The organism is Myroides sp. TSA_177.3 (assembly GCF_052691955.1).
In genome coordinates, this window is the sequence record NZ_JBQZGD010000008.1 from 1 (window position 1) to 19,058 (window position 19,058).

General features: G+C 36.4%; 18 protein-coding genes. 8 read left to right on the forward strand and 10 right to left on the reverse strand.

Going from position 1 to position 19,058, the window contains the following annotated elements; genetic code table 11:
* Positions 1 to 222 precede the first annotated feature (222 nt).
* The 3 genes from ACUTSE_RS09295 to ACUTSE_RS09305 are packed head-to-tail and all read left to right on the forward strand — an operon-like array spanning position 223 to position 2,179.
* Positions 223 to 1,074 carry a TraB/GumN family protein gene (locus ACUTSE_RS09295; RefSeq protein ID WP_445640025.1) on the forward strand — a complete coding sequence of 284 codons (852 nt, stop codon included), beginning with the start codon at positions 223 to 225 and terminating at the stop codon, positions 1,072 to 1,074.
* Positions 1,075 to 1,080: 6 nt separating this feature from the next.
* Entirely contained in the window at positions 1,081 to 1,593 is a 513-nt protein-coding gene (locus ACUTSE_RS09300; RefSeq protein WP_445640026.1) for an RNA polymerase sigma factor, read from the forward strand.
* Complete coding sequence (locus ACUTSE_RS09305) at positions 1,583 to 2,179, forward strand: hypothetical protein (RefSeq protein ID WP_445640027.1); 597 nt, start codon at positions 1,583 to 1,585, stop codon at positions 2,177 to 2,179. Before ACUTSE_RS09300 ends, ACUTSE_RS09305 begins: the two co-directional genes overlap by 11 nt.
* 212 nt (positions 2,180 to 2,391) lie before the next feature.
* Here ACUTSE_RS09305 and ACUTSE_RS09310 read toward each other — a convergent pair whose 3' ends face one another.
* The 3 genes from ACUTSE_RS09310 to ACUTSE_RS09320 all read right to left on the reverse strand — a co-directional run bounded on the left by ACUTSE_RS09310 (position 2,392) and on the right by ACUTSE_RS09320 (position 6,648).
* Positions 2,392 to 4,365, reverse strand: coding sequence for a heavy metal translocating P-type ATPase (locus ACUTSE_RS09310; RefSeq protein ID WP_445640028.1), 1,974 nt, complete (start codon positions 4,363 to 4,365; stop codon positions 2,392 to 2,394).
* Positions 4,366 to 4,516: 151 nt separating this feature from the next.
* Positions 4,517 to 5,842 (reverse strand): MATE family efflux transporter, encoded by a 1,326-nt coding sequence (locus ACUTSE_RS09315; RefSeq protein ID WP_445640029.1) that lies wholly within the window; start codon positions 5,840 to 5,842, stop codon positions 4,517 to 4,519.
* 116 nt (positions 5,843 to 5,958) lie between these two features.
* Complete coding sequence (locus ACUTSE_RS09320; RefSeq protein ID WP_353103754.1) at positions 5,959 to 6,648, reverse strand: OmpW/AlkL family protein; 690 nt, start codon at positions 6,646 to 6,648, stop codon at positions 5,959 to 5,961.
* A gap of 166 nt (positions 6,649 to 6,814) precedes the next feature.
* Here ACUTSE_RS09320 and ACUTSE_RS09325 point away from each other — a divergent pair, with 166 nt between their 5' ends.
* On the forward strand, positions 6,815 to 7,174 hold the full coding sequence (locus ACUTSE_RS09325; protein ID WP_002990387.1) for a CoA-binding protein: 360 nt from the start codon (positions 6,815 to 6,817) through the stop codon (positions 7,172 to 7,174).
* Here the strand turns inward: ACUTSE_RS09325 and ACUTSE_RS09330 are convergent.
* Entirely contained in the window at positions 7,154 to 8,653 is a 1,500-nt protein-coding gene (locus ACUTSE_RS09330; protein ID WP_445640030.1) for a sodium:solute symporter, read from the reverse strand. The genes ACUTSE_RS09325 and ACUTSE_RS09330 overlap by 21 nt on opposite strands.
* A 199-nt stretch (positions 8,654 to 8,852) precedes the next feature.
* On the opposite strand from ACUTSE_RS09330, the gene recR reads away from it, so the two are divergent.
* The 3 genes from recR to feoB all read left to right on the forward strand — a co-directional run bounded on the left by recR (position 8,853) and on the right by feoB (position 12,091).
* The gene (recR, locus tag ACUTSE_RS09335; RefSeq protein ID WP_115092662.1) at positions 8,853 to 9,473 is read left to right on the forward strand and encodes a recombination mediator RecR; all 621 of its coding nucleotides are present in this window, start codon (positions 8,853 to 8,855) and stop codon (positions 9,471 to 9,473) included.
* 183 nt (positions 9,474 to 9,656) lie between these two features.
* Complete coding sequence (locus ACUTSE_RS09340; protein ID WP_002990390.1) at positions 9,657 to 9,890, forward strand: FeoA family protein; 234 nt, start codon at positions 9,657 to 9,659, stop codon at positions 9,888 to 9,890.
* Between the two features lie 20 nt (positions 9,891 to 9,910).
* Complete coding sequence (feoB, locus tag ACUTSE_RS09345; RefSeq protein WP_445640031.1) at positions 9,911 to 12,091, forward strand: ferrous iron transport protein B; 2,181 nt, start codon at positions 9,911 to 9,913, stop codon at positions 12,089 to 12,091.
* A gap of 22 nt (positions 12,092 to 12,113) precedes the next feature.
* Here feoB and ACUTSE_RS09350 read toward each other — a convergent pair whose 3' ends face one another.
* The 6 genes from ACUTSE_RS09350 to udk form a co-directional block, all read right to left on the reverse strand.
* Complete coding sequence (locus tag ACUTSE_RS09350; RefSeq protein WP_445640032.1) at positions 12,114 to 12,773, reverse strand: SanA/YdcF family protein; 660 nt, start codon at positions 12,771 to 12,773, stop codon at positions 12,114 to 12,116.
* Between the two features lie 20 nt (positions 12,774 to 12,793).
* Positions 12,794 to 14,041, reverse strand: a complete 1,248-nt coding sequence (locus tag ACUTSE_RS09355) for a DEAD/DEAH box helicase (RefSeq protein WP_445640033.1) — start codon at positions 14,039 to 14,041, stop codon at positions 12,794 to 12,796.
* A 124-nt stretch (positions 14,042 to 14,165) separates the two neighbouring features.
* Positions 14,166 to 15,581 (reverse strand): methylmalonyl-CoA mutase family protein, encoded by a 1,416-nt coding sequence (locus ACUTSE_RS09360; RefSeq protein ID WP_445640034.1) that lies wholly within the window; start codon positions 15,579 to 15,581, stop codon positions 14,166 to 14,168.
* Between the two features lie 11 nt (positions 15,582 to 15,592).
* Complete coding sequence (locus tag ACUTSE_RS09365) at positions 15,593 to 16,954, reverse strand: methylmalonyl-CoA mutase family protein (RefSeq protein WP_445640035.1); 1,362 nt, start codon at positions 16,952 to 16,954, stop codon at positions 15,593 to 15,595.
* Between the two features lie 18 nt (positions 16,955 to 16,972).
* Positions 16,973 to 17,296, reverse strand: a complete 324-nt coding sequence (locus tag ACUTSE_RS09370) for an FtsB family cell division protein (protein ID WP_002990398.1) — start codon at positions 17,294 to 17,296, stop codon at positions 16,973 to 16,975.
* Between the two features lie 30 nt (positions 17,297 to 17,326).
* Entirely contained in the window at positions 17,327 to 17,935 is a 609-nt protein-coding gene (gene udk, locus ACUTSE_RS09375; protein ID WP_036462953.1) for a uridine kinase, read from the reverse strand.
* Between the two features lie 254 nt (positions 17,936 to 18,189).
* Between udk and ACUTSE_RS09380 the strand changes: the two genes are divergently transcribed.
* Positions 18,190 to 19,014: a siderophore-interacting protein gene (locus tag ACUTSE_RS09380; protein ID WP_445640036.1), complete on the forward strand. Its 825-nt coding sequence runs from the start codon at positions 18,190 to 18,192 to the stop codon at positions 19,012 to 19,014.
* Positions 19,015 to 19,058: the final 44 nt, after the last annotated feature.

Consider the following 19,058-nt stretch of genomic DNA (forward strand, 5'->3'; position numbering starts at 1 on the left):
TTTTATACCGGTTTGGAAAGGTAAGGTGATGAGAGGAAACGGACGTAGGGGCCAATGGGAATTGGCCTTCTTACATGATGCATATTGTATCACTGAATCCACCATAAAAAAGCAAAGAAGCGAAAAAACAAAAAACATTCCCTAAAAAATAATCTTCAAAAAAAATGTAACGTTTTCGTATTTTTAGTACTTACTACTAAAATACCAATCAATCTACAGTATATGAAACGTTTATTTCTACTTCACTTTCTTTTTATATGCACCTTTTTTACTAGTTTCGCTCAAGAACAACTACCGAAATCTATTCTTTGGGAGATTAGTGGCAATGGTTTAGTAGAATCTTCCTATTTATTGGGAACGTTTCACCTCGTCTGTACAGAGGATTTACACGTAGCGGATAAAGTTTTAACGGCTATTGAGGCTGTGGATCAAATTGCTTTAGAGGTGAATTTGGCGGATATCGATGAATTAATGAGCATACAAGAATTAATGGTTTCCAACACTACGTTATCCTCTCAACTGACTGAAGAAGAGCAAGAAGAGTTTCGTCTGCTGTTAAAAAGTAAATATGCCATTGATTTAGATGTCGTAGATCGTTTTCCTGCGGTCATTGCAATGAGCATGTTGGCTGTTAAAGATATTCCTTGTGAAGTTACAGGATATGATATGGAAATTTTAAATGTAGGGTTGAGTAAAAAGAAATACTTTTTAGGCTTAGAACATTTTAAAGATCAAATAGAAATCACCAATCGCATTTATACTGCCAAAGAAATTCTGAAACAACTGAGAGAAAAAGAGGAAACAGCTGCTGATTTTGAGACGATGGTTGCTGCTTTTAATCAAGAAGATATAGAAATGCTTTATCAGATGGCTACTGATCCTAAGTCATTATCAGCAGAGGGAAAAACCTTATTATTGGACAATCGCAACCGCGCTTGGATAGAAAAGATGATTGTCTTAATGCCTAAAGCACCTACTTTATTTGCTGTAGGTTCGGGACATCTAGCAGGAGAAGCAGGTGTAATTGCCCTGTTGAGAGAAAAAGGATTTACAGTTAATGCAATTTTAAAGTAGCTAGTTGTGCGAGTCAACATAGAAAAAGAGTTTTTAGAACAAGTTAATGATCATAAGGGTATCTTATTTAAGGTAGCGAAGCTCTATATGGATACCAAAGCAGATCAGGAAGACTTGTATCAAGAGATGATTTGCCAGCTCTGGAAGTCTTATACTAGCTTTAAAGGCAGCAGTCAATTTTCGACTTGGATGTATCGGGTATGTCTGAATACCGCTATTACTTATTTTAAAAAGGATAGCAAAAGGTCAAAGTCAACGTTTAGTTTAAACGGAGAAGAGCATTATTTGCGGAATGAAGAGAGTTGTTTAGAAGTTGAAAATCAAATTACCTATCTCTATAAAGCTATTCATGAACTGAATGATATTGAAAAGGCTTTGATTTTCCTGTACCTAGAAGGATTTTCTCATCTAGATATTGGAATTAATCTTGGGATTTCAGAAGGAAATGCAAGAGTAAAATTGAATCGGACAAAAAATAAATTACAAGAAATTATAAAGAGAAATGGATATGAATTTTGACGATATTAAAAAATCATGGGATTCACAAGATATTAGTGTACCTAAATTAACGGAAGAAGCCTTAGTTTCCTCTATGGATCGTTTACCGTTAGATCGCATCCGAAAGAATACGTTGAAGGATATTGTTTTGCAAAGTGTTAGTGTTGTAGGAATCGCTTTTTTCCCACAATTATATAATATGCCAGCAGAAAATACGGTGATGTTTTATGTTGTTTATTTTTTGTTTGCAGTAGTTTCTTTTTACTATATCATCAAAATGGCCATGTTTTATCGTACTTCTAGTACGTTTGAAATGAACTCACGCGATAGTTTGTACGAAGTTTATTTTCATGCGCGAATGTATGTTCAACTCTATGAGAATTTCTGTTTTTCACTGGCTCCATTTGTTATTTTCTTTATTCTATCTTTTATGGGATTCACTTTAGATAAAATGATTCCTTTTTTTACTAATGTGTTTTTTGTAACCTATTTTATTGGTTTATGTCTATTTGTTTTCATCTTGTCTCACTATTGGATTAAACGTTTGTATGGTCGCTATTTGAAACAAATGAAAGAAACATTAGATCAATTTAAAGCCTTGTCTTGATATTTAAGCTAGGGAATGAAATATAAATAGTAGGTATGTTGAAGAATAATCAAACAATAAAGATCAAGCACAATCATATTAAATTTGCGTTTAGACTTTTCCTAGTAGGGATGATGATTGGCGCTTATGTGGCGTATAATCAATAAACATAAAATAAAGAAGTCCTATATGTAACCATATAGGACTTCTTGTTTTTCTCTATGCGTGTGGTATTAAATAAATTTCATTTTTTGAATTCGTACCGCATTTAAGATAGCGAGTAAAGCCACACCTACATCAGCAAAAACGGCTTCCCACATCGTTGCAATTCCACCAGCTCCTAGAATCAGTACAATAATTTTTACAACTAAGGCAAGTGTAATATTCTGGATAACAATTTTGCGTGTTTCTTTTCCAATGTGAATCGCTGTAGCAATTTTAGAAGGTTGATCCGTTTGAATCACAACATCTGCTGTTTCAATAGCGGCATCACTACCCAAACCTCCCATAGCAATTCCAACGTCACTCAGTGCTAGTACAGGGGCATCATTAATTCCATCTCCGACAAAAGCAAGTGAGCTTGTTGGATTTTCTTTTTTCAATCGCTCTACTTGTTCCACTTTACCTTCAGGTAATAATCCTCCTAAAGCAAAATCAATCCCCGTTTCTTGCGCTACTTTCTGCGTGATAGTATCCTTATCTCCACTCAACATGATTGTTTTTTGTACCCCCATGGATCTCATTAATCGAATGGCATCTTTAGAATCTTCTTTAATCTGGTCTGCAATGGTGATATAACCCGCATATTGATTGTCAATAGCAACTACGACAATACTTTCTACAATTTCATTAACCTCATCTGGATAAGCAATGCTATGTTGGGTTAATAAAGCAGTATTACCAACTAATATTTCTTGATTATCGATTACTCCTGCAAGCCCTTTACCTGATATTTCCCTTACCTTTTCTGCAACTAAAGAGGTTGGATAAGCTTCTACAATTGCTTTCGCAATTGGATGGGTGGATTGTTTTTCAATAGCAGCTACAAGTTGTACAAACTGTTCTTGTGGTAGCGTTGTTTCTACTTTTTGAACTTTAAACACACCTTCTGTTAGTGTTCCTGTTTTGTCCATTACCACAATATCTAACTTTGCCATTAATTCAAGGAAATTAGACCCTTTGAACAAAATACCGTTTCGCGAAGCCGCTCCAATTCCGCCAAAATATCCCAATGGAACAGAGATAACTAAGGCACAAGGACAAGAGATTACCAAGAATACTAAGGCTCTTTCTAACCATTGGGTAAATACATATGCTTCACCTAAGAATAGATAAGGAACAAAGGTTAATAGCACAGCTAAAAAGAAAACAATTGGCGTGTACACCTTAGCAAATTTGCGAATGTACAATTCCGTTGGTGCTTTTCGAGTACTTGCTTCTTGTACCATCTCTAGGATTTTAGCTAATGAGCTGTCTTGGTAGAGTTTTGTGGTGCGAATCTCAATTACTTGTTCTAAGTTGATCATTCCCGTTAGCACTGTTTCTCCCTTTTTATAGGAAGAAGGTTTACTTTCTCCCGTTAGTGCAGAGGTATTAAAACTTCCTTTATCAGATAATAAAGCTCCATCTAATGGAATTTTCTCTCCTACTTTTACCTGAATGCGTTCTCCGATCTGTACTTCTTCTGGATTAACAATAGTAAAGGCATTGTTGCGAAATACATTGGCTTCATTTGGACGAATATCTAATAAAGCTTTAATATTGCCTTTGGCTTTATTTACGGCTGATTCTTGGAACATTTCTCCAATGGTATAAAATAGCATTACTGCCACTGCCTCGGGATATTCTCCAATTGCAAAAGCACCTAAAGTAGCAATTCCCATAAGTGAAAACTCATTGAAGAAATCTTTCTTTAGCATTAATGAAAAAGCTTCTTTCAGTACAGGAAAACCAACAGGTACATAAGCCGCTAAATACCAAAGTACACGTAATGTAGGGTTGTTGATGAACCAATCTGCTTTTAAAACATTCGCAAATAATACGCCTAAAAAGAATAAAAGAATACTGAAACCAATGGTGTATTTACTATTCATTTCCCCGTGATTGTGGTCGTGGTCATCATGACTGTGATCCTCGTGGTTATGCGCCGGTTTTTTGTTGAATTCAAGTTTTGAATTGCAGCAACTGTCTTTATCTTGATGTATCATAACTATTTATATTTATTCTATATACAAAGTTAAGTACTTCTGTACAATATAAATAGAGCGGATGCATGTTTGCAACAGTGTTACATTTTGGGTTATGGGTTAGAAGTTATGGGTTAGAAGTTATGGGTTAAACCGTTAACCCCGTCAACAGTTAACCATTCCTCACATAGTTCTTTTTAAAAATATACATCAACGGAAAGCTTCTACAGCACATCCAGACTGCAAAGGCAATCCATACACTATACAATTGAAAACCGAGATAGTCTAAAAAGAGTAATGTAGGAAGGAAACCGCAAAAAGTAGCAAATATTAAATTGTTTCTCAAGAATTTAGCATCCCCCATTCCTTTGAATATTCCATCGTAAATATAGGCGAGGGAGTTAATGGGTTGTACTAATAGAATAATCCAAAACACAGAAGTAAATACGCGAATTACGTCAGGGTCTTGATTGAAGAGCAAACCAATCTGTTCATAAAAGGCAAAGCAAATCGCAATAAGTATAATGGAGATGATAATGGCATATTTACTGATTGCTTTACTCATGTGCCACATGGCATTATAGTTTTTTTCGCCCAATAGTTTTCCAGCCATTGCATTTCCTGCTGTCGCATATCCATCAATAAAAAAGGAAAAGAACAACCAGATATTCATCAAGATACTTTGAGCAGCAATAAAGTTTTTTCCATAACCAGTCGCATAAGCATTTGCTAGGTAGATGGCAACGTTCAAAGTTGCTGTTCGAATAATAAAATTGAAGCTCATGATGATGAAGGGCTTCAATGTAGGGTTGATATTTTTGCTAATACGCATAGTAAAAGGCGTATACTTGAAGAAATAGTAGAAAGCCATGATGAGCATAACGGTTTGGGCGATAACACTCGCATAGGCAGCACCTTGAATGTGATAAGCAGGAATGTAACCATCAATACCATACACCAATAGATACGTTAATACAACATTGAGCAATGCACCTGTTAGACTACATTTCATGGCCCAGATAGTGTTTTGTAATCCTCGAAAAACTCCATACAAGGCAAAGGTAATTAGGGTTAAGGGGAATCCCCATGCGCGGATTAAATAGTATTCTTTGGCATAGGTAAGCAGTAACCCCTCAGCATTATAAGCGGTAAAAATTTCGTGTACAAAAATAGTGGTCGTTAAAAATAGGAGTAGGCTTAAGGTGAAGTTGAACAGGATGGCTTGAGGAACCAAAGTTTTGATTGCAATGAGTCTATTGGAACCATAATGTTGAGATACCGTAGCTGATAGTGAGGTCTTGGTTTGTGCCACTACCCAAATGATAGCGGATAAGAATGATCCAACAAGACCTACTGCACCTAACGCTTCAACACTATTTTCTTTGAGATTTCCTACAATGGCAATATCTGTTAATGTAATGATGGATTCTGAGATTCCTGAAAAAATAGCCGGTATTGCAAGTTTGTTGATTCCTTTAAACGTAATTGATTGGTCCATGTAATTCTTCTCCTTATGCTAACAAGGGCAAAGGTCGTCAAAAACAAAGAGCAAAAAAAATGTTCCTAACCAAGGATATGGTTAGGAACATCTTATAAAAAAAATTAATTGAATGATTAAAAACGCATCCCTACACCAAAACCAATCAACATAGGGTCAATTTTTACTTTAGCAGGAAGATTTAATTGCTCTCCTGTTGGATTTAAATTTGTTGCATCTACTGTTACGTCTGTTTTCAAGAATAATTTTTTGAAGTCAACGTTGATAAAGAACTTATCTGTGATGTCAATATCAAATCCGAATTGGTATCCCCAACCAAATTTATTATCATATGAAATATCTTTTGCAGTACCTGATTTCTCGTTGTAGAAAATCGTGTAGTTTACCCCAACCCCAACATAAGGTTTGAAATTACTTGTTACAGGGTAGTGGTATTGCACCATTAAAGTAGGAGGCAATAACCATACACTTCCTAAGTCTACATTAGCTACTGGATCACCTTTAACAGGAGTTAAATCTGAACCTAAAGTTCCAACAGTGTGTCTAGATGTTCCTAAGATTAACTCTGCAGCAATGTTTTCTGTAAAGAAATACGTAAAGTCAAGTTCTGGAATAAAGTTGTTATTCACATCTATTTGTCCTCCAATACCTCCGATTTCTGCTCTATTGTGTGGAATGACTCCAACACCACGTAGGCGAACTTGCCATTTGTACGATTCTTTCTCGTTTGTAGGTGTTTCTTGAGCAGTAGCCGTATTACCCATTAATAAAACAGCTCCTAATAATGATAGAAATAGCTTTTTCATAGTTATCTGTATTACAATTATACTTTAACAAATGTATCTATTGTTTTAGTATAAAAACATGATTTTTATCATTGTGTTATATTTTTCTTTACACAAACTTCTTATTTTGTTGTGAATTTGTTTTATTTAAGATAAATTATTATTTTTAAGTATAAGACTTTTAAACATGAAAAAAACAATTGTATTTGGAGCTTCCTTAAAAGAAGAACGCTATTCCAATCAAGCGATTCGAATGTTGCGTGAATACGGACATCCTGTAGTAGCTCATGGTTTGAGAACAGGAAAAGTGGCAGATGTAACTATTGAAACGGATAAAAAAATGTATCGTGATATTGATACCGTTTCGTTATACCTCAACCCAGAAAGACAAGAAGAGTTTTACGACTATATTATTGAATTAAAACCGAATCGGGTGATTTTTAACCCTGGAACAGAGAACCCCGATTTTTACAAGCGCTTGATTCGACATAATATCGGATATGAAGAAGCGTGTACGTTGGTTCTTTTACGCACGAATCAGTTTTGATTTAGAGCTAATACACAGCAATAATATGAACGTAATTAAAGCATTAACGAGGATTAATTCATTGTCAAAAACATAGCCATTCAATAAAGAAGTAGCATTGTTGCTAAACCATAAGGTAGCAAAAGGCGAAAGGATACAGATGTAAGGAACAAGTTTGTCTTTCACTTGTCGATTTTTAAAGAAGATAGCAAAACTAAAGAGTCCTAATAATGGGCCATAGGTATAAGAAGCAATTTTAAAAATCATACTAACTACTGAGGCATCATTGATGGCATTAAATAAGATAATGACCAAAAACATTAAAATAGAAAAACCAAAGTGAACCAACTTTCTTCTCCAAACGTTGGACGGATTCGCTTTGTCTTTGTCCATGTGTAAGAAGTCAATACAAAAAGAAGTAGTGAGGGCGGTTAATGCAGAATCTGTGGTTGCAAAAGTAGCGGCTGTTAACCCAAGTAAAAATACTAATGCAGGAATAACAGCGAGGTGGTTGAAAGCTATTTCAGGAAATAGTAAATCGGTACGTGGTTTTTGAGTCACTGCATCTAAGGGAACATCGATACCTTGGTTGTTGGCATAGATATAAAGAAGTGCACCAATCCCTAAGAACAAAAGATTGACAAGCACGAAGATCCCCGTGAAGGAATACATGTTTTTTTGTGCTTCTTTGATGTTTTTACAGCTTAGGTTTTTCTGCATTAAATCTTGATCCAAACCAACCATTGCAATGGTGACAAATACACCACCAACAAATTGTTTGATAAAGTGGTAGCGACTTCCCATGAAATCTTCAAAGAAGAATATTTTGGAATAGTTGCTATTTTTAATAGATTCAAAAGCCTGAATAGCTGATAAATCCAATTGATGGCAAATGAAAATAATGGTTAAGATTACCGAAGAAACCAAGAAAAAGGTTTGCAGTGAATCGGTGATAATAATTGTTTTTAATCCGCCTTTGTAGGTATAAGCATAGATCAATAAGAGTGCAATTAATACTGTTGCAAAGAACGGAATACCAAAGTAATCAAATACATAACGCTGTAAAACAATTACAACCAAATACAGGCGAAAGGCCGAACCAATTGTTCTACTGAGTAAGAAAATGGAGGCTGCACTTTTATAGCTGTAGAACCCTAATTTTTTCTCAATATAGGTGTAAATGGAAACTAAGTTATACTTGTAATACAAAGGAAGGAGTACAGCTGCCGTGATAATGAAACCAACGGCATTTCCTAAAATGAACTGAAAGTATTTAAACTGTTCTCCATTTGGAGAACCTACTTCACCAGGAACAGAAATAAAGGTTACGCCAGATAAGGCTGTTCCAATCATTCCAAAAGCGACCAAATACCATTTTGCATTTTTATTTGCGCTAAAAAAGGCATCATTACTACTGTCTTTTTTACTCGTTAACTGAGAAATTCCAATGAGCATTCCAAAGTAAATAGCGATAATAATGATGATTGTGATAGGCGTCATGGTATCCGTATATTTTTGTAGTTCCAGAAAATCAAAAGTAAGTAAATTTTATAGATCTATTTCTATGGGTAGCGGTGAAAAAAAGTTGGGGATGAATGGTTTGTGACCAAGGGCTTATACTAGAGGATTTGTTTTTTGATGTGAAAGACGAACTATATAAAAACATGGAAAATAGTTGTATATTTTATATCTTTGCCGGATGGATTTTCCTTCAAAATTATTAGAAAAAGCAGTAGAGGAAATTGCTCAACTGCCTGGAATTGGCAAGCGTACTGCTTTGCGATTGGCTTTACATTTATTAAAACAACCTGAAGAGCAAACTTCTCGTTTGGCACAAGCATTGGATAAGATGCGTCGTGAGATTAGTTATTGTACAAGCTGCCATAATATAGCTGATGCAGAAATCTGTGAAATCTGTTCTAATCCTGTTCGAGATCACCAAATCATTTGTGTTGTTGAAGATGTACGCGATGTTATGGCCTTGGAAAACACACAACTATTTAAGGGAATTTACCATGTCTTAGGTGGAAAAATTTCGCCTATTGATGGTGTTGGACCAAGTCAGTTGAACATCCAATCACTAGTGGAAAAAGTAAAAAGCGGTTATGTCAAAGAATTGATTTTTGCTTTGAGTTCAACAATGGATGGTGATACAACCAATTTCTATATTTATAAACAGATCAAAGATTATGATGTCATTACCTCAACCATTGCAAGAGGAATTGCCGTCGGAGATGAATTAGAATATGCCGATGAAGTTACCTTAGGCCGTAGTTTGGTTCATCGTGTTCCCTTTGAAAATGCGTTTAAGTCGCTGTAACCTCCATTAATTACTTTTCTGGTTTAGATATAAGACGAAGAAAATGAGTGCTATAACTTCATTTTATATCTTCGACTAGGAGAGGTTGTGCCTTTTTATTTTTAAAAAGTATAAATTACGCTAAATTTATTGTTAGGCTTGTCTAATTTTGTAATTTTGTATATCTAAACAAAAGACAAAGGAATGAATTTATCGGATTTAAAATTAGGAAGTAAAGGCATCATTAAGGGCATCGCTAAAGATTGTTCCAAAGAAGTGCATCAACGATTTCTCGATTTAGGATTTGTAGCTGGAGCTGTTATCTCAGTTCACAGCATTAGTCCATTAAAAGATCCGGTAGCTTATTCTATTTATAATACAATTATTTCTTTGCGCAAAGAGGATGCTCAAATGGTATTACTTGAAGCAGAGAATTAATTAAGAGGAAAGGAACGTATATGACAACACATTCAGCCTGTGACTTATGTGATTTAAATAAAGCTGCTGATTTAAAAAAATTGGGTAATCTATCAGGTAAATACGATTATGCTATTGCGCTGGCAGGAAACCCCAATACTGGAAAAAGCACCATATTTAATGCACTTACAGGACTTAAACAACATACAGGAAACTGGCCTGGAAAAACAGTAACCCGAGCAGAAGGAAGTTTCTTATATGGAGACCAAACCTATCGATTGGTTGATTTACCAGGTACATATTCATTGATGTCTACTTCAGAAGATGAGGAAGTAGCGCGCGATTATATTTTATTTGGAGAACCCGATGTAACCGTGGTGGTCGTTGATGCTGGTCGATTGGAACGCCATTTGAGTTTGGTTGTTCAAATTCAGGAAATCACAACTAAAGTAGTGGTTTGTCTCAATTTGATGGACGAAGCAAAGCGACATGGAGTGGAGATAGATGTACGTGGACTATCTCGTGACTTAGGAGTTCCTGTTATTCCAACATCAGCCAGAAATAAAGAAGGAATTACCGATCTTCTGCATGCTATTGATCAAGTAGCAACGGGAAAATTTGTAGCACAACAAAAGAATATTACGGGAATATCTGGAGCATCGAGAAAAGCAGTTCAAGATATAGCTGCTGATTTATTGGCTTTGGATGCACAATTACCAAGTGTATCGTGGATTGCCATGCGTTTGATTCAACAGGATTCTAGTATTCAAACAGCTTTAGCTAGTGGTACTTTATCTGCTCATATTACAGAAGCACAAGTAGAACCAATCGTAGCTAAAGCGCGAAAGTACAACGAAGAATTAGGATTGGATTATTCCGATAATGTAGCAGGGGCAATTTTCGCACAGGTTTCAACTATTGTAAAAGGACGTGTCCAAGTAGATGATAATCAACGAGCGTTTCGAGTGGATCGCTTGATTGATCGCGTAGTAACCAGTAAGCTTTTAGGGTTTCCTTTGATGCTTTTAATGCTCGGTGGAATACTTTGGTTGACGATTATCGGATCCAATTATCCCTCAGAAGCACTGTCTTATCTTTTATTGGAGCAGCTGTATCCCTTTTTAAAAGAAGGAGCCGTGAGTTTACATTTTCCTTGGTGGTTGAGTGGTTTTCTTGTGGATGGAGTCTACCTAGCAACGGCTTGGGTAATTGCAGTGATGTTACCTCCAATGGCCATCTTCTTTCCGTTGTTTACCCTACTGGAAGATTTTGGTTACTTACCTCGTGTTGCTTTTAATCTCGATCGTATTTTTAAAGGAGCAGGAGCCCATGGTAAACAAGCCTTGACGATGAGTATGGGATTTGGTTGTAATGCTGCAGGGGTAGTGGCAACGCGTATCATCAACAGTCCACGTGAAAAGCTAATTGCGATTATTACCAATAACTTTTCGCTTTGTAATGGACGTTGGCCTACACAAATCTTAATGGCGACTATTTTTATTGGCGCGTTAGCACCTAAATATTTGGCTCCTACTGTTTCTACTTTAGCAGTAGTAGGAATTGTGGTATTGGGAATTGCCTTTACGTTTTTTACTTCATGGATGTTATCCAAAACGATGCTGAAAGGGGAGTCTTCTTTCTTTACGTTAGAATTACCCCCATATCGCCCGCCAAGAGTATGGCAGACGGTTTATACCTCTTTGATTGATCGAACGTTAATTGTTCTTTGGCGTGCGGTTGTATTTGCTGCACCTGCAGGGGCAATCATTTGGTTGGTTTGTAATATTGATGTTGCAGATAAAAGTATAGCACTTTGGATGATTGAAGGATTAAATCCTTTTGCCGTTCTGATTGGATTAAATGGTGTGATTTTATTGGCTTATATTGTAGCAATTCCGGCTAATGAAATTGTAATCCCTACGATTTTAATGCTTACGGCTATGGTGTTAGGTGATGCTACATTAGGGGAAGGAGCAGGGGTGATGTTTGAAGTTTCAGATGGAGAGATTGCCACCATTTTACAAATGGCGGGATGGACAACCTTGACGGGAGTCAATCTGATGCTTTTTAGTTTGTTGCACAATCCATGTAGTACAACCATCTACACGATTTATAAAGAAACACATAGTGTCAAATGGACGACAGTTGCCTCAATTTTACCGATTATCTTTGGTTTAATCGTGTGTTTTACTGTTACACAACTTTGGCATCTATTCAGTTAATACTAAAAAAAAGTCGAGTAATTTACTCGACTTTTTCTTGTTTTAGCCCTTCTCCAATGAGAATCTGCGGGCCTAAATATTTTGGTTTCTTATCAATGAAATGATCCAATAAGACTTTTACTCGAGCGAATTTTTCACGTAAAAGCGTTTTGAATCCATATTTACGGGTAACATCTTGTGCATTGAATCCCACTGTTTTTAAATTCAAATGATTGGCGATGTATACCGCTCTTTCATTGTGAAAGGGTTGTGAGATAATGGTAAAAGCATCTTCATTGAAGATGGCTTGCATGCGATAGACCGAATCTAAGGTTCTAAAACCTGCATAATCTAAATAGATGCGATCTTTTGGTACCCCTCGTTCAATCAAGGCTTCTTCCATGTCTTTGGGTTCATTGTAATTTTTGCGACTATTATCTCCACTAACGACAATGAAATCAATTTTACCTGCATGATAGAGCTCTGCAGCTGCCTCAATGCGATAGGTGAAATAGTAATTAAGTTGGCCTCCGTTTAAATACTTTGAGGTTCCCAACACCATGCCTACTTTATGATGAGGAACTTGATCAATTTCATCAAATAGTTGATCTTTTGTACTCGATGATACTTGTGCATTGGCCCACCAAATAAAAAGGAGTAGAGCGATACCCAATAGACCTATTCCCAGAATTATTCTTTTCATGCTTTGGAATTACAACGAGATTAATACCAGCGTTTTTTATTTTTTTTCGAGTTCTCGGATTTACGTGAATTGGCATTTTTCGCTTTATTTCGAAAATCCTTTTTAGGTGCTGCCTCTCCTTTTTTAGGTTCTTCTTTCCAAGGGAACGGATGATCTGTAACAATTTTAGGTTGAGTACGCGTAAATTTCACGATATCATCCCAGTATTTTTTCTCAGATTTATCGCAAAAAGAAATGGCTAAACCTTCATTTCCAGCGCGTCCTGTTCGCCCGATACGGTGTACAAAGGTCTCCGGAATATTAGGTAAATCGTAATTGATAACAATAGGCAAGGAGTCGATATCGATTCCCCTTGCAGCGATATCTGTTGCTACTAATACTTTTGTTTCCTTTTTCTTGAAACTATCTAAAGCCTCTTGACGTAAGTTTTGCGATTTATCTCCATGAAAAGCAGCTGCATTGACTCCATTCTTTTCAAGTGATTCTACTACAGCATCAGCCCCATGTTTGGTGCGTGTAAAAACCAAAACATCACTTAACTTTTGATTGCGAATCAGGTGATACAATAGCTTTTTCTTTTCTCCTTTCTCAACGAAATAGACCTGTTGCTTCACTGTTTTTGCACTGGATGAAATAGCATCAACTGCTACATATTCAGGCTTCTTTAGGAAGTTATGCGCCAATTCTCGGATTGGCAACGGCATAGTGGCAGAAAACAATAATGTTTGTCTCGTATCTGGAGTAACCTGGATGAGTTTTTTTACATCATCAATAAATCCCATATCGAGCATTAAATCTGCTTCATCTAATACCAAGCAATGCACGTGATCTAAATTGAGGTGTTTTTGTTTGTATAAATCCAATAAACGACCAGGAGTTCCAATAATAATATCAGCTCCTTTGTTTAATTGTTCTATTTGAGGTTTGCTTGATACACCACCATAAATGGTCATTAAAGTTGCGTTGGTGTATTTGGCATATAGTGTAAAATTATCTGCGATTTGTTGCGCCAATTCTCGTGTTGGTGTTACGACTAATACACGAGCATTTTTTGTGCGTTTGGTATTGCCTAAGCGATGAAGGTAATGTAAAATAGGCATGGCAAAAGCAGCTGTTTTTCCCGTTCCTGTTTGCGCGCAACCAATAACATCCTTCTCTTGTAAAACCAAGGGAATTACTTTTTGTTGAATGGGAGTAGGAGCTTGATAGTCAAGTTCTTCAATGGCGCGTAGAATGTTTTTATTCAGTTGTAAATCTTCAAATGTCATAACCTATACTTATATTATAAGACAAAGGTACGCGTTTTGATAGCAATTAATGAAGTACCCTTCAAAAAAAGCGTGTTTTCTTGTTTTTAATTGATTGTCAATTAGGGAATTGTGAAAACGAGATTTAGCGGAGTAAGGCTTGGTGAATTTCACTAAGCGTTGCACGTGCTTTCACTGCTTTAATGGCTAAGGCCAAGACATTTTCACTTGGTGTTTGTATACTTTCAGCAAGGTTGGCTAAAGCCTTTTCTACTTCTTTAGTTTGACGAGAAGGAATCGGATCAACAGCTACTATCTCATCACTAGGTTTAGATTCTACGGTAGGTTGTTTAGCAAGTTGCGTTTGAATTAGCTGTGTGAGTATGGATTGTATTCCTCCTTTATTTTCAATTTCTTGAAGGGTATCCCACGTTTTTGTAACAATATCTTGCGTTAGTTGTTCTACATAATAGCTGCCTGCCCAAGGATCAACTGTTTTACAACTTTTAATTTCTTCCATTAAAAAACGCTGCATTTGACCTGCGGTAAGCCCCGTTGATGGAGTAGGAGGTAGTTGCAAGTGAAGCGCTTGTGTACCTCCAAAAATAGCAGCAGTAGCTTCTACAGTTGTTGGACCTAAGGCCTCCATTGCTTCATTCGAATCCAAAGAGATTGGCCGTGTTTGTGTGCGAATAGATAAAGCAAGTGCTTGCTCATTCTTCACGTTCAAAGACTTGAGTAATTTCGCCCATAGTCCACGAGCAGCTCTCATTTTAGCTAGTGTTGTAAAATGATGTGTATCTGCAGACCAAACATACGAAAGATGCGTAGCTAAATAATCAACCGAAATAGCTGGTGTTGCAATGGCCTTAATTTGATCAACCCCATGTGCTAAACTATAGGCCAGTTCTTGATCAGCCGTCAGATTAAGCAACTGCAAGGCTTTGTTGGAAAGAGAAAGCGCATTGAATGCAGGGTGATGCTGGTGCATGTACCTATTTATATCCGCAACTAGTTGATGTGCTGTTTCTAAAGAGTATAATCCATTTGAAGTAAAAACAGGTAACACTAAATCATAGTGTACGTGACCCGATAAGGATTTTCCATCAAAACCTAGTTCTTCAGCTGCTGCTAAATAACAAGCCAATAAAGGTAAAATACTTTCATCGGTATACAGTGAAACAGCTATTTCATGGAGAGGGAGTTGGTCTAGTAAGACCTTCATCTCTTCAATGGAATGGATTGTATTTTGCTGTTGGGATGGATTGGAAATAAGCATGATTTCCTTTTGTCCTTGCTGAATCTGATTGCGATAAACCTGATTGCATTTTTCCAGTGTTGAACTTTGTGGAACTTGATTGCTTTGCCAAGGTTTTTGTACATACATAGTTGGAGAGATTCCTCGTACATATGGAGCAAATCCGGCAGCATAGTGAAAGTCTTCTTCTCCATCTGTTTGCGGCTTGGCAATATCCTCAATAGCTGTAGGAACAGGGGAAGCTGATTTTGTTTCGAATAGAGTAGAATCTATTTTTAAATGCTGTAAATCCTTTCTTTTCATAACGAATAATCTTAGTTGTTTTCCTCTGTTAATCGATGTTGTTCGTAGCTTTCTGCTAGGCGTTTCTCTATGATAGGGGCAATGAGTGTTTTGCGTGGTTTGTGTTTGACAAAAGGAAAAAGTTCCAATTGAGCCTGAATCTTTTCGTTGGGATTGGCTTGTAGATTGGTACCTACTAAAATTTCCTTTTGCGTCTGGAACAGCTGTTGTTCCTTTGCCGCCGCTTCCTCAATTTTGCGTTGAATTGTACCTTCGTGAAAAGAGGTGATTAAACCATCTGCTTTTTCAATCTGTTTGATAATATCCAACGCTTTTTCAGCAATTTGCTTGGTTAATTCCTCTATATAATAAGCGCCTGCTGTAGGGTTGTCAACAGCTTGGAAATCACTGTCTTTTTTTAACGTGAGTAGCTGATTTCTTGCGATTTGTTGACTCGCATAATTTTCTTTTCGATAGAGTACATCATAAGGTAGATTTCCAACAAAATTGGCCCCTCCTAAAATCGCACTCATACATTCTGTTGTTGTGCGGAGGGCATTGATTGATGCTCCATACAGCGTTTTATTTCGCTTGGTAGGTAGGCTGATAATCTTTACTACTCCTTGAGGTACTTGATATTCTTGTCCAATTAAGTCAAAAAGCAAACGCAAGGCTTTGAGTTTTGCAATTTCAAAAAAGTAATTAGAACCCATGGCAACCTCAACAAAAATAGGTTGTCCTTGCGTCCTTACTCTTGAAAGATATTCATTGAAATGATTACACGCATAAGCCACTTGTTGTACAATAGTAGCCCCAGCTTGTTGATACGCTTTGGTGTCAATGGTTAAGTTGACCGTTGCATATTGATGGGTTAGTGCGTGAACAATAGCAAAATCTTGATTGATGTTGTGAAACCAATTGCCATCTGTTACCAGTTGATAAATTGGATCAACTAAAAGATGAAGCGTATACTGATGTTGAATGGCCCATTGTGCCACGCGTTCCATATAAACTTGATCTAAAAATGAAGCTCTCAAAAAATAGGTCACTTCTCGAGGTAAAGCATCGAGTAACGGAATAACATCAAGGTCAGCTGTAGCTAAAGTAAAATAAATAACTTCGGAACCCTTTTGTAACGCAGTTTTTGCATTGCTAATGGATTTCGCTATATCCTGAATATAGATAGTATAGACAATACGCCATTGTGTGTTTTGAGTAGCGATTGGGAGCGGTTGACTTTCATCCGCAGAATAAAAAGGACGTACTTTGATGCCTTCTAAACTTTCCCAAACTAAAGTTTCATTATAATCGGCTCCATTTAGTTCGTATTGAATTTTGTTCTTCCACTGTTTAGGCGGAATACTTGTAAATTCTCCGAAAAGATGATGATTCATAGGAATTAAATGTCAGGTTTACTTCGAAGATAAGGTATCAAATTCAATGATAAAAATATCTTCATTATCTCGCTTCATATAATATTTCTCTCTAGCGTATTTTTCTGTGGCATCGCCATCTTTTAAATTCTTGATGGCTTGTTTGTCCTTGTCTATTTCATTTTGGAAATAATCTCGTCTTTCTTCTAGCTTATCAATCTCTTGATCAATTGCATGATGCTCAATTAAGGAATAGCTATCAAAGAAAATAATCCAAACAAAAAAGCCAATAGTGATTAAAAAAAACGGGTTTTTCACTATTCGGATATATCTCAGTTTGCGAAGCATGCTTTTTGAATCCATTGGCTTGATTGTTATTTATTTGGTATAAAGTTAACCTATTTTCTCATTAATTACAGTACGAACAATATCAATTGCTACTGTATTATAGGTATCATTAGGAATAATAATATCAGCATAAGCCTTTGATGGCTCGATAAACTGATCATGCATTGGTTTTAATGTGTTTTGATAACGATTAAGTACTTCAATCATATCACGTCCACGCTCAGCAATATCGCGTTTTAATCGACGAATTAAGCGCTCATCAGAATCTGCATGAACAAAAATCTTAATATCACATAATTCTCGTAATTCAGGATTACACAAAATTAAAATCCCTTCTACAATCATTACCTTTCTTGGGTGTGTAAGAATATAATCGTCTGTTCTGTTGTGTTTCACAAAAGAATATACGGGTTGATTCACACTTTTTCCTTCTTTTAATTCTTTTAGGTGTTGAACCAATAAATCAAAGTCAATCGATCTTGGATGGTCAAAATTGATTAAGGTTCTTTCCTCTAAACTAAGATTGTCTGTCGCTTTGTAGTACGAGTCTTGAGATATAATACCTACTTCTGTTTCAGGTAGTTCGTTCATAATTTGATGAACTACGGTTGTTTTTCCACTTCCAGTACCGCCTGCAATTCCAATAATTAACATGTTTGCTTCTATATTTTCAGCAAAAATAAACATTAATCAAAGAGGGGAAAAACATTTTTTGCGATTCGCACGTAGTTCTTCCTTTTTATTGGTGGAAGAATAAGATGGATAGACACCAGAGGGGCAAAAGAGGGATTGTATTGGATTATTAGCAGGAGAGGTTGTTATTTATACTTAATCTAATTTAAAAAAGTTATATTTGTCTTTCACCTCAAGGAGGAAGAAATTGATTTTTATAAATAAAGCAAGGATATATGGCTAAGAAAACTGTAGATCGAGGAATATTTACATTAAAAGAAAGAACTTATATTACGCCTCATTATATACGTATTACACTAGAAGGAAAAGATACCCAAAAGTTTAATCGTACAACAATAGGAGCGAACAATAAAATATTTTTAGCACCAGAAGGATGTGATCAAGTGTATCTACCAGAATTTGATGCTGAAAAAGGACAATGGGTACCTATGGATGAGGCTATTCGTCCTAGTGTTAGAACTTACACTCATCGTGGAATCAATTTAGAAACCAATGAATTATACGTTGATTTCGTTGCACATGGAGATGAAGGACCTGCATCCAAATGGGCGATACAAGCTCCAATTGGCGCTCAGTTAGGAGTAGCTATGGGAACAGAAGCTTCTGAATTGTATCCAGCAGCAGCTCGTTATATTTTAGTAGGAGATGCTACTGCTATTCCTGTTTTAGGAGCTATTTTAGAAGATTTACCTGCAGGTGTACAAGTCAAAGGATTCATTGAAGTAGAAACAGAAGAGGATATTCAAGATTTAGAGACGAAAGCACAAGCTGATATCGAATGGATTATTAATCCAACACCAGGTCAACATACGTTATTAGCTGAAAAAGCATTGACTTATATTGAAGAACAAGGAGAAATGGAATCTAAATTTGCCTATGTTGCGGCTGAGTTTTCCAATGTGAAATTATTGCGCAACTTCTTGCGCAAAGAGAAAAATTGGACCAAAGAAGAGCTATATGCTTATTCGTATTGGAAGTTTGGAAAAGCAGAAAATGTATCAGAAGCCGATCGCCGCGCCGAAAAAGCAAGTCTAGACTAACAATAAAATGCAATACCTCCATACATGTTGTTATTGTCATTACA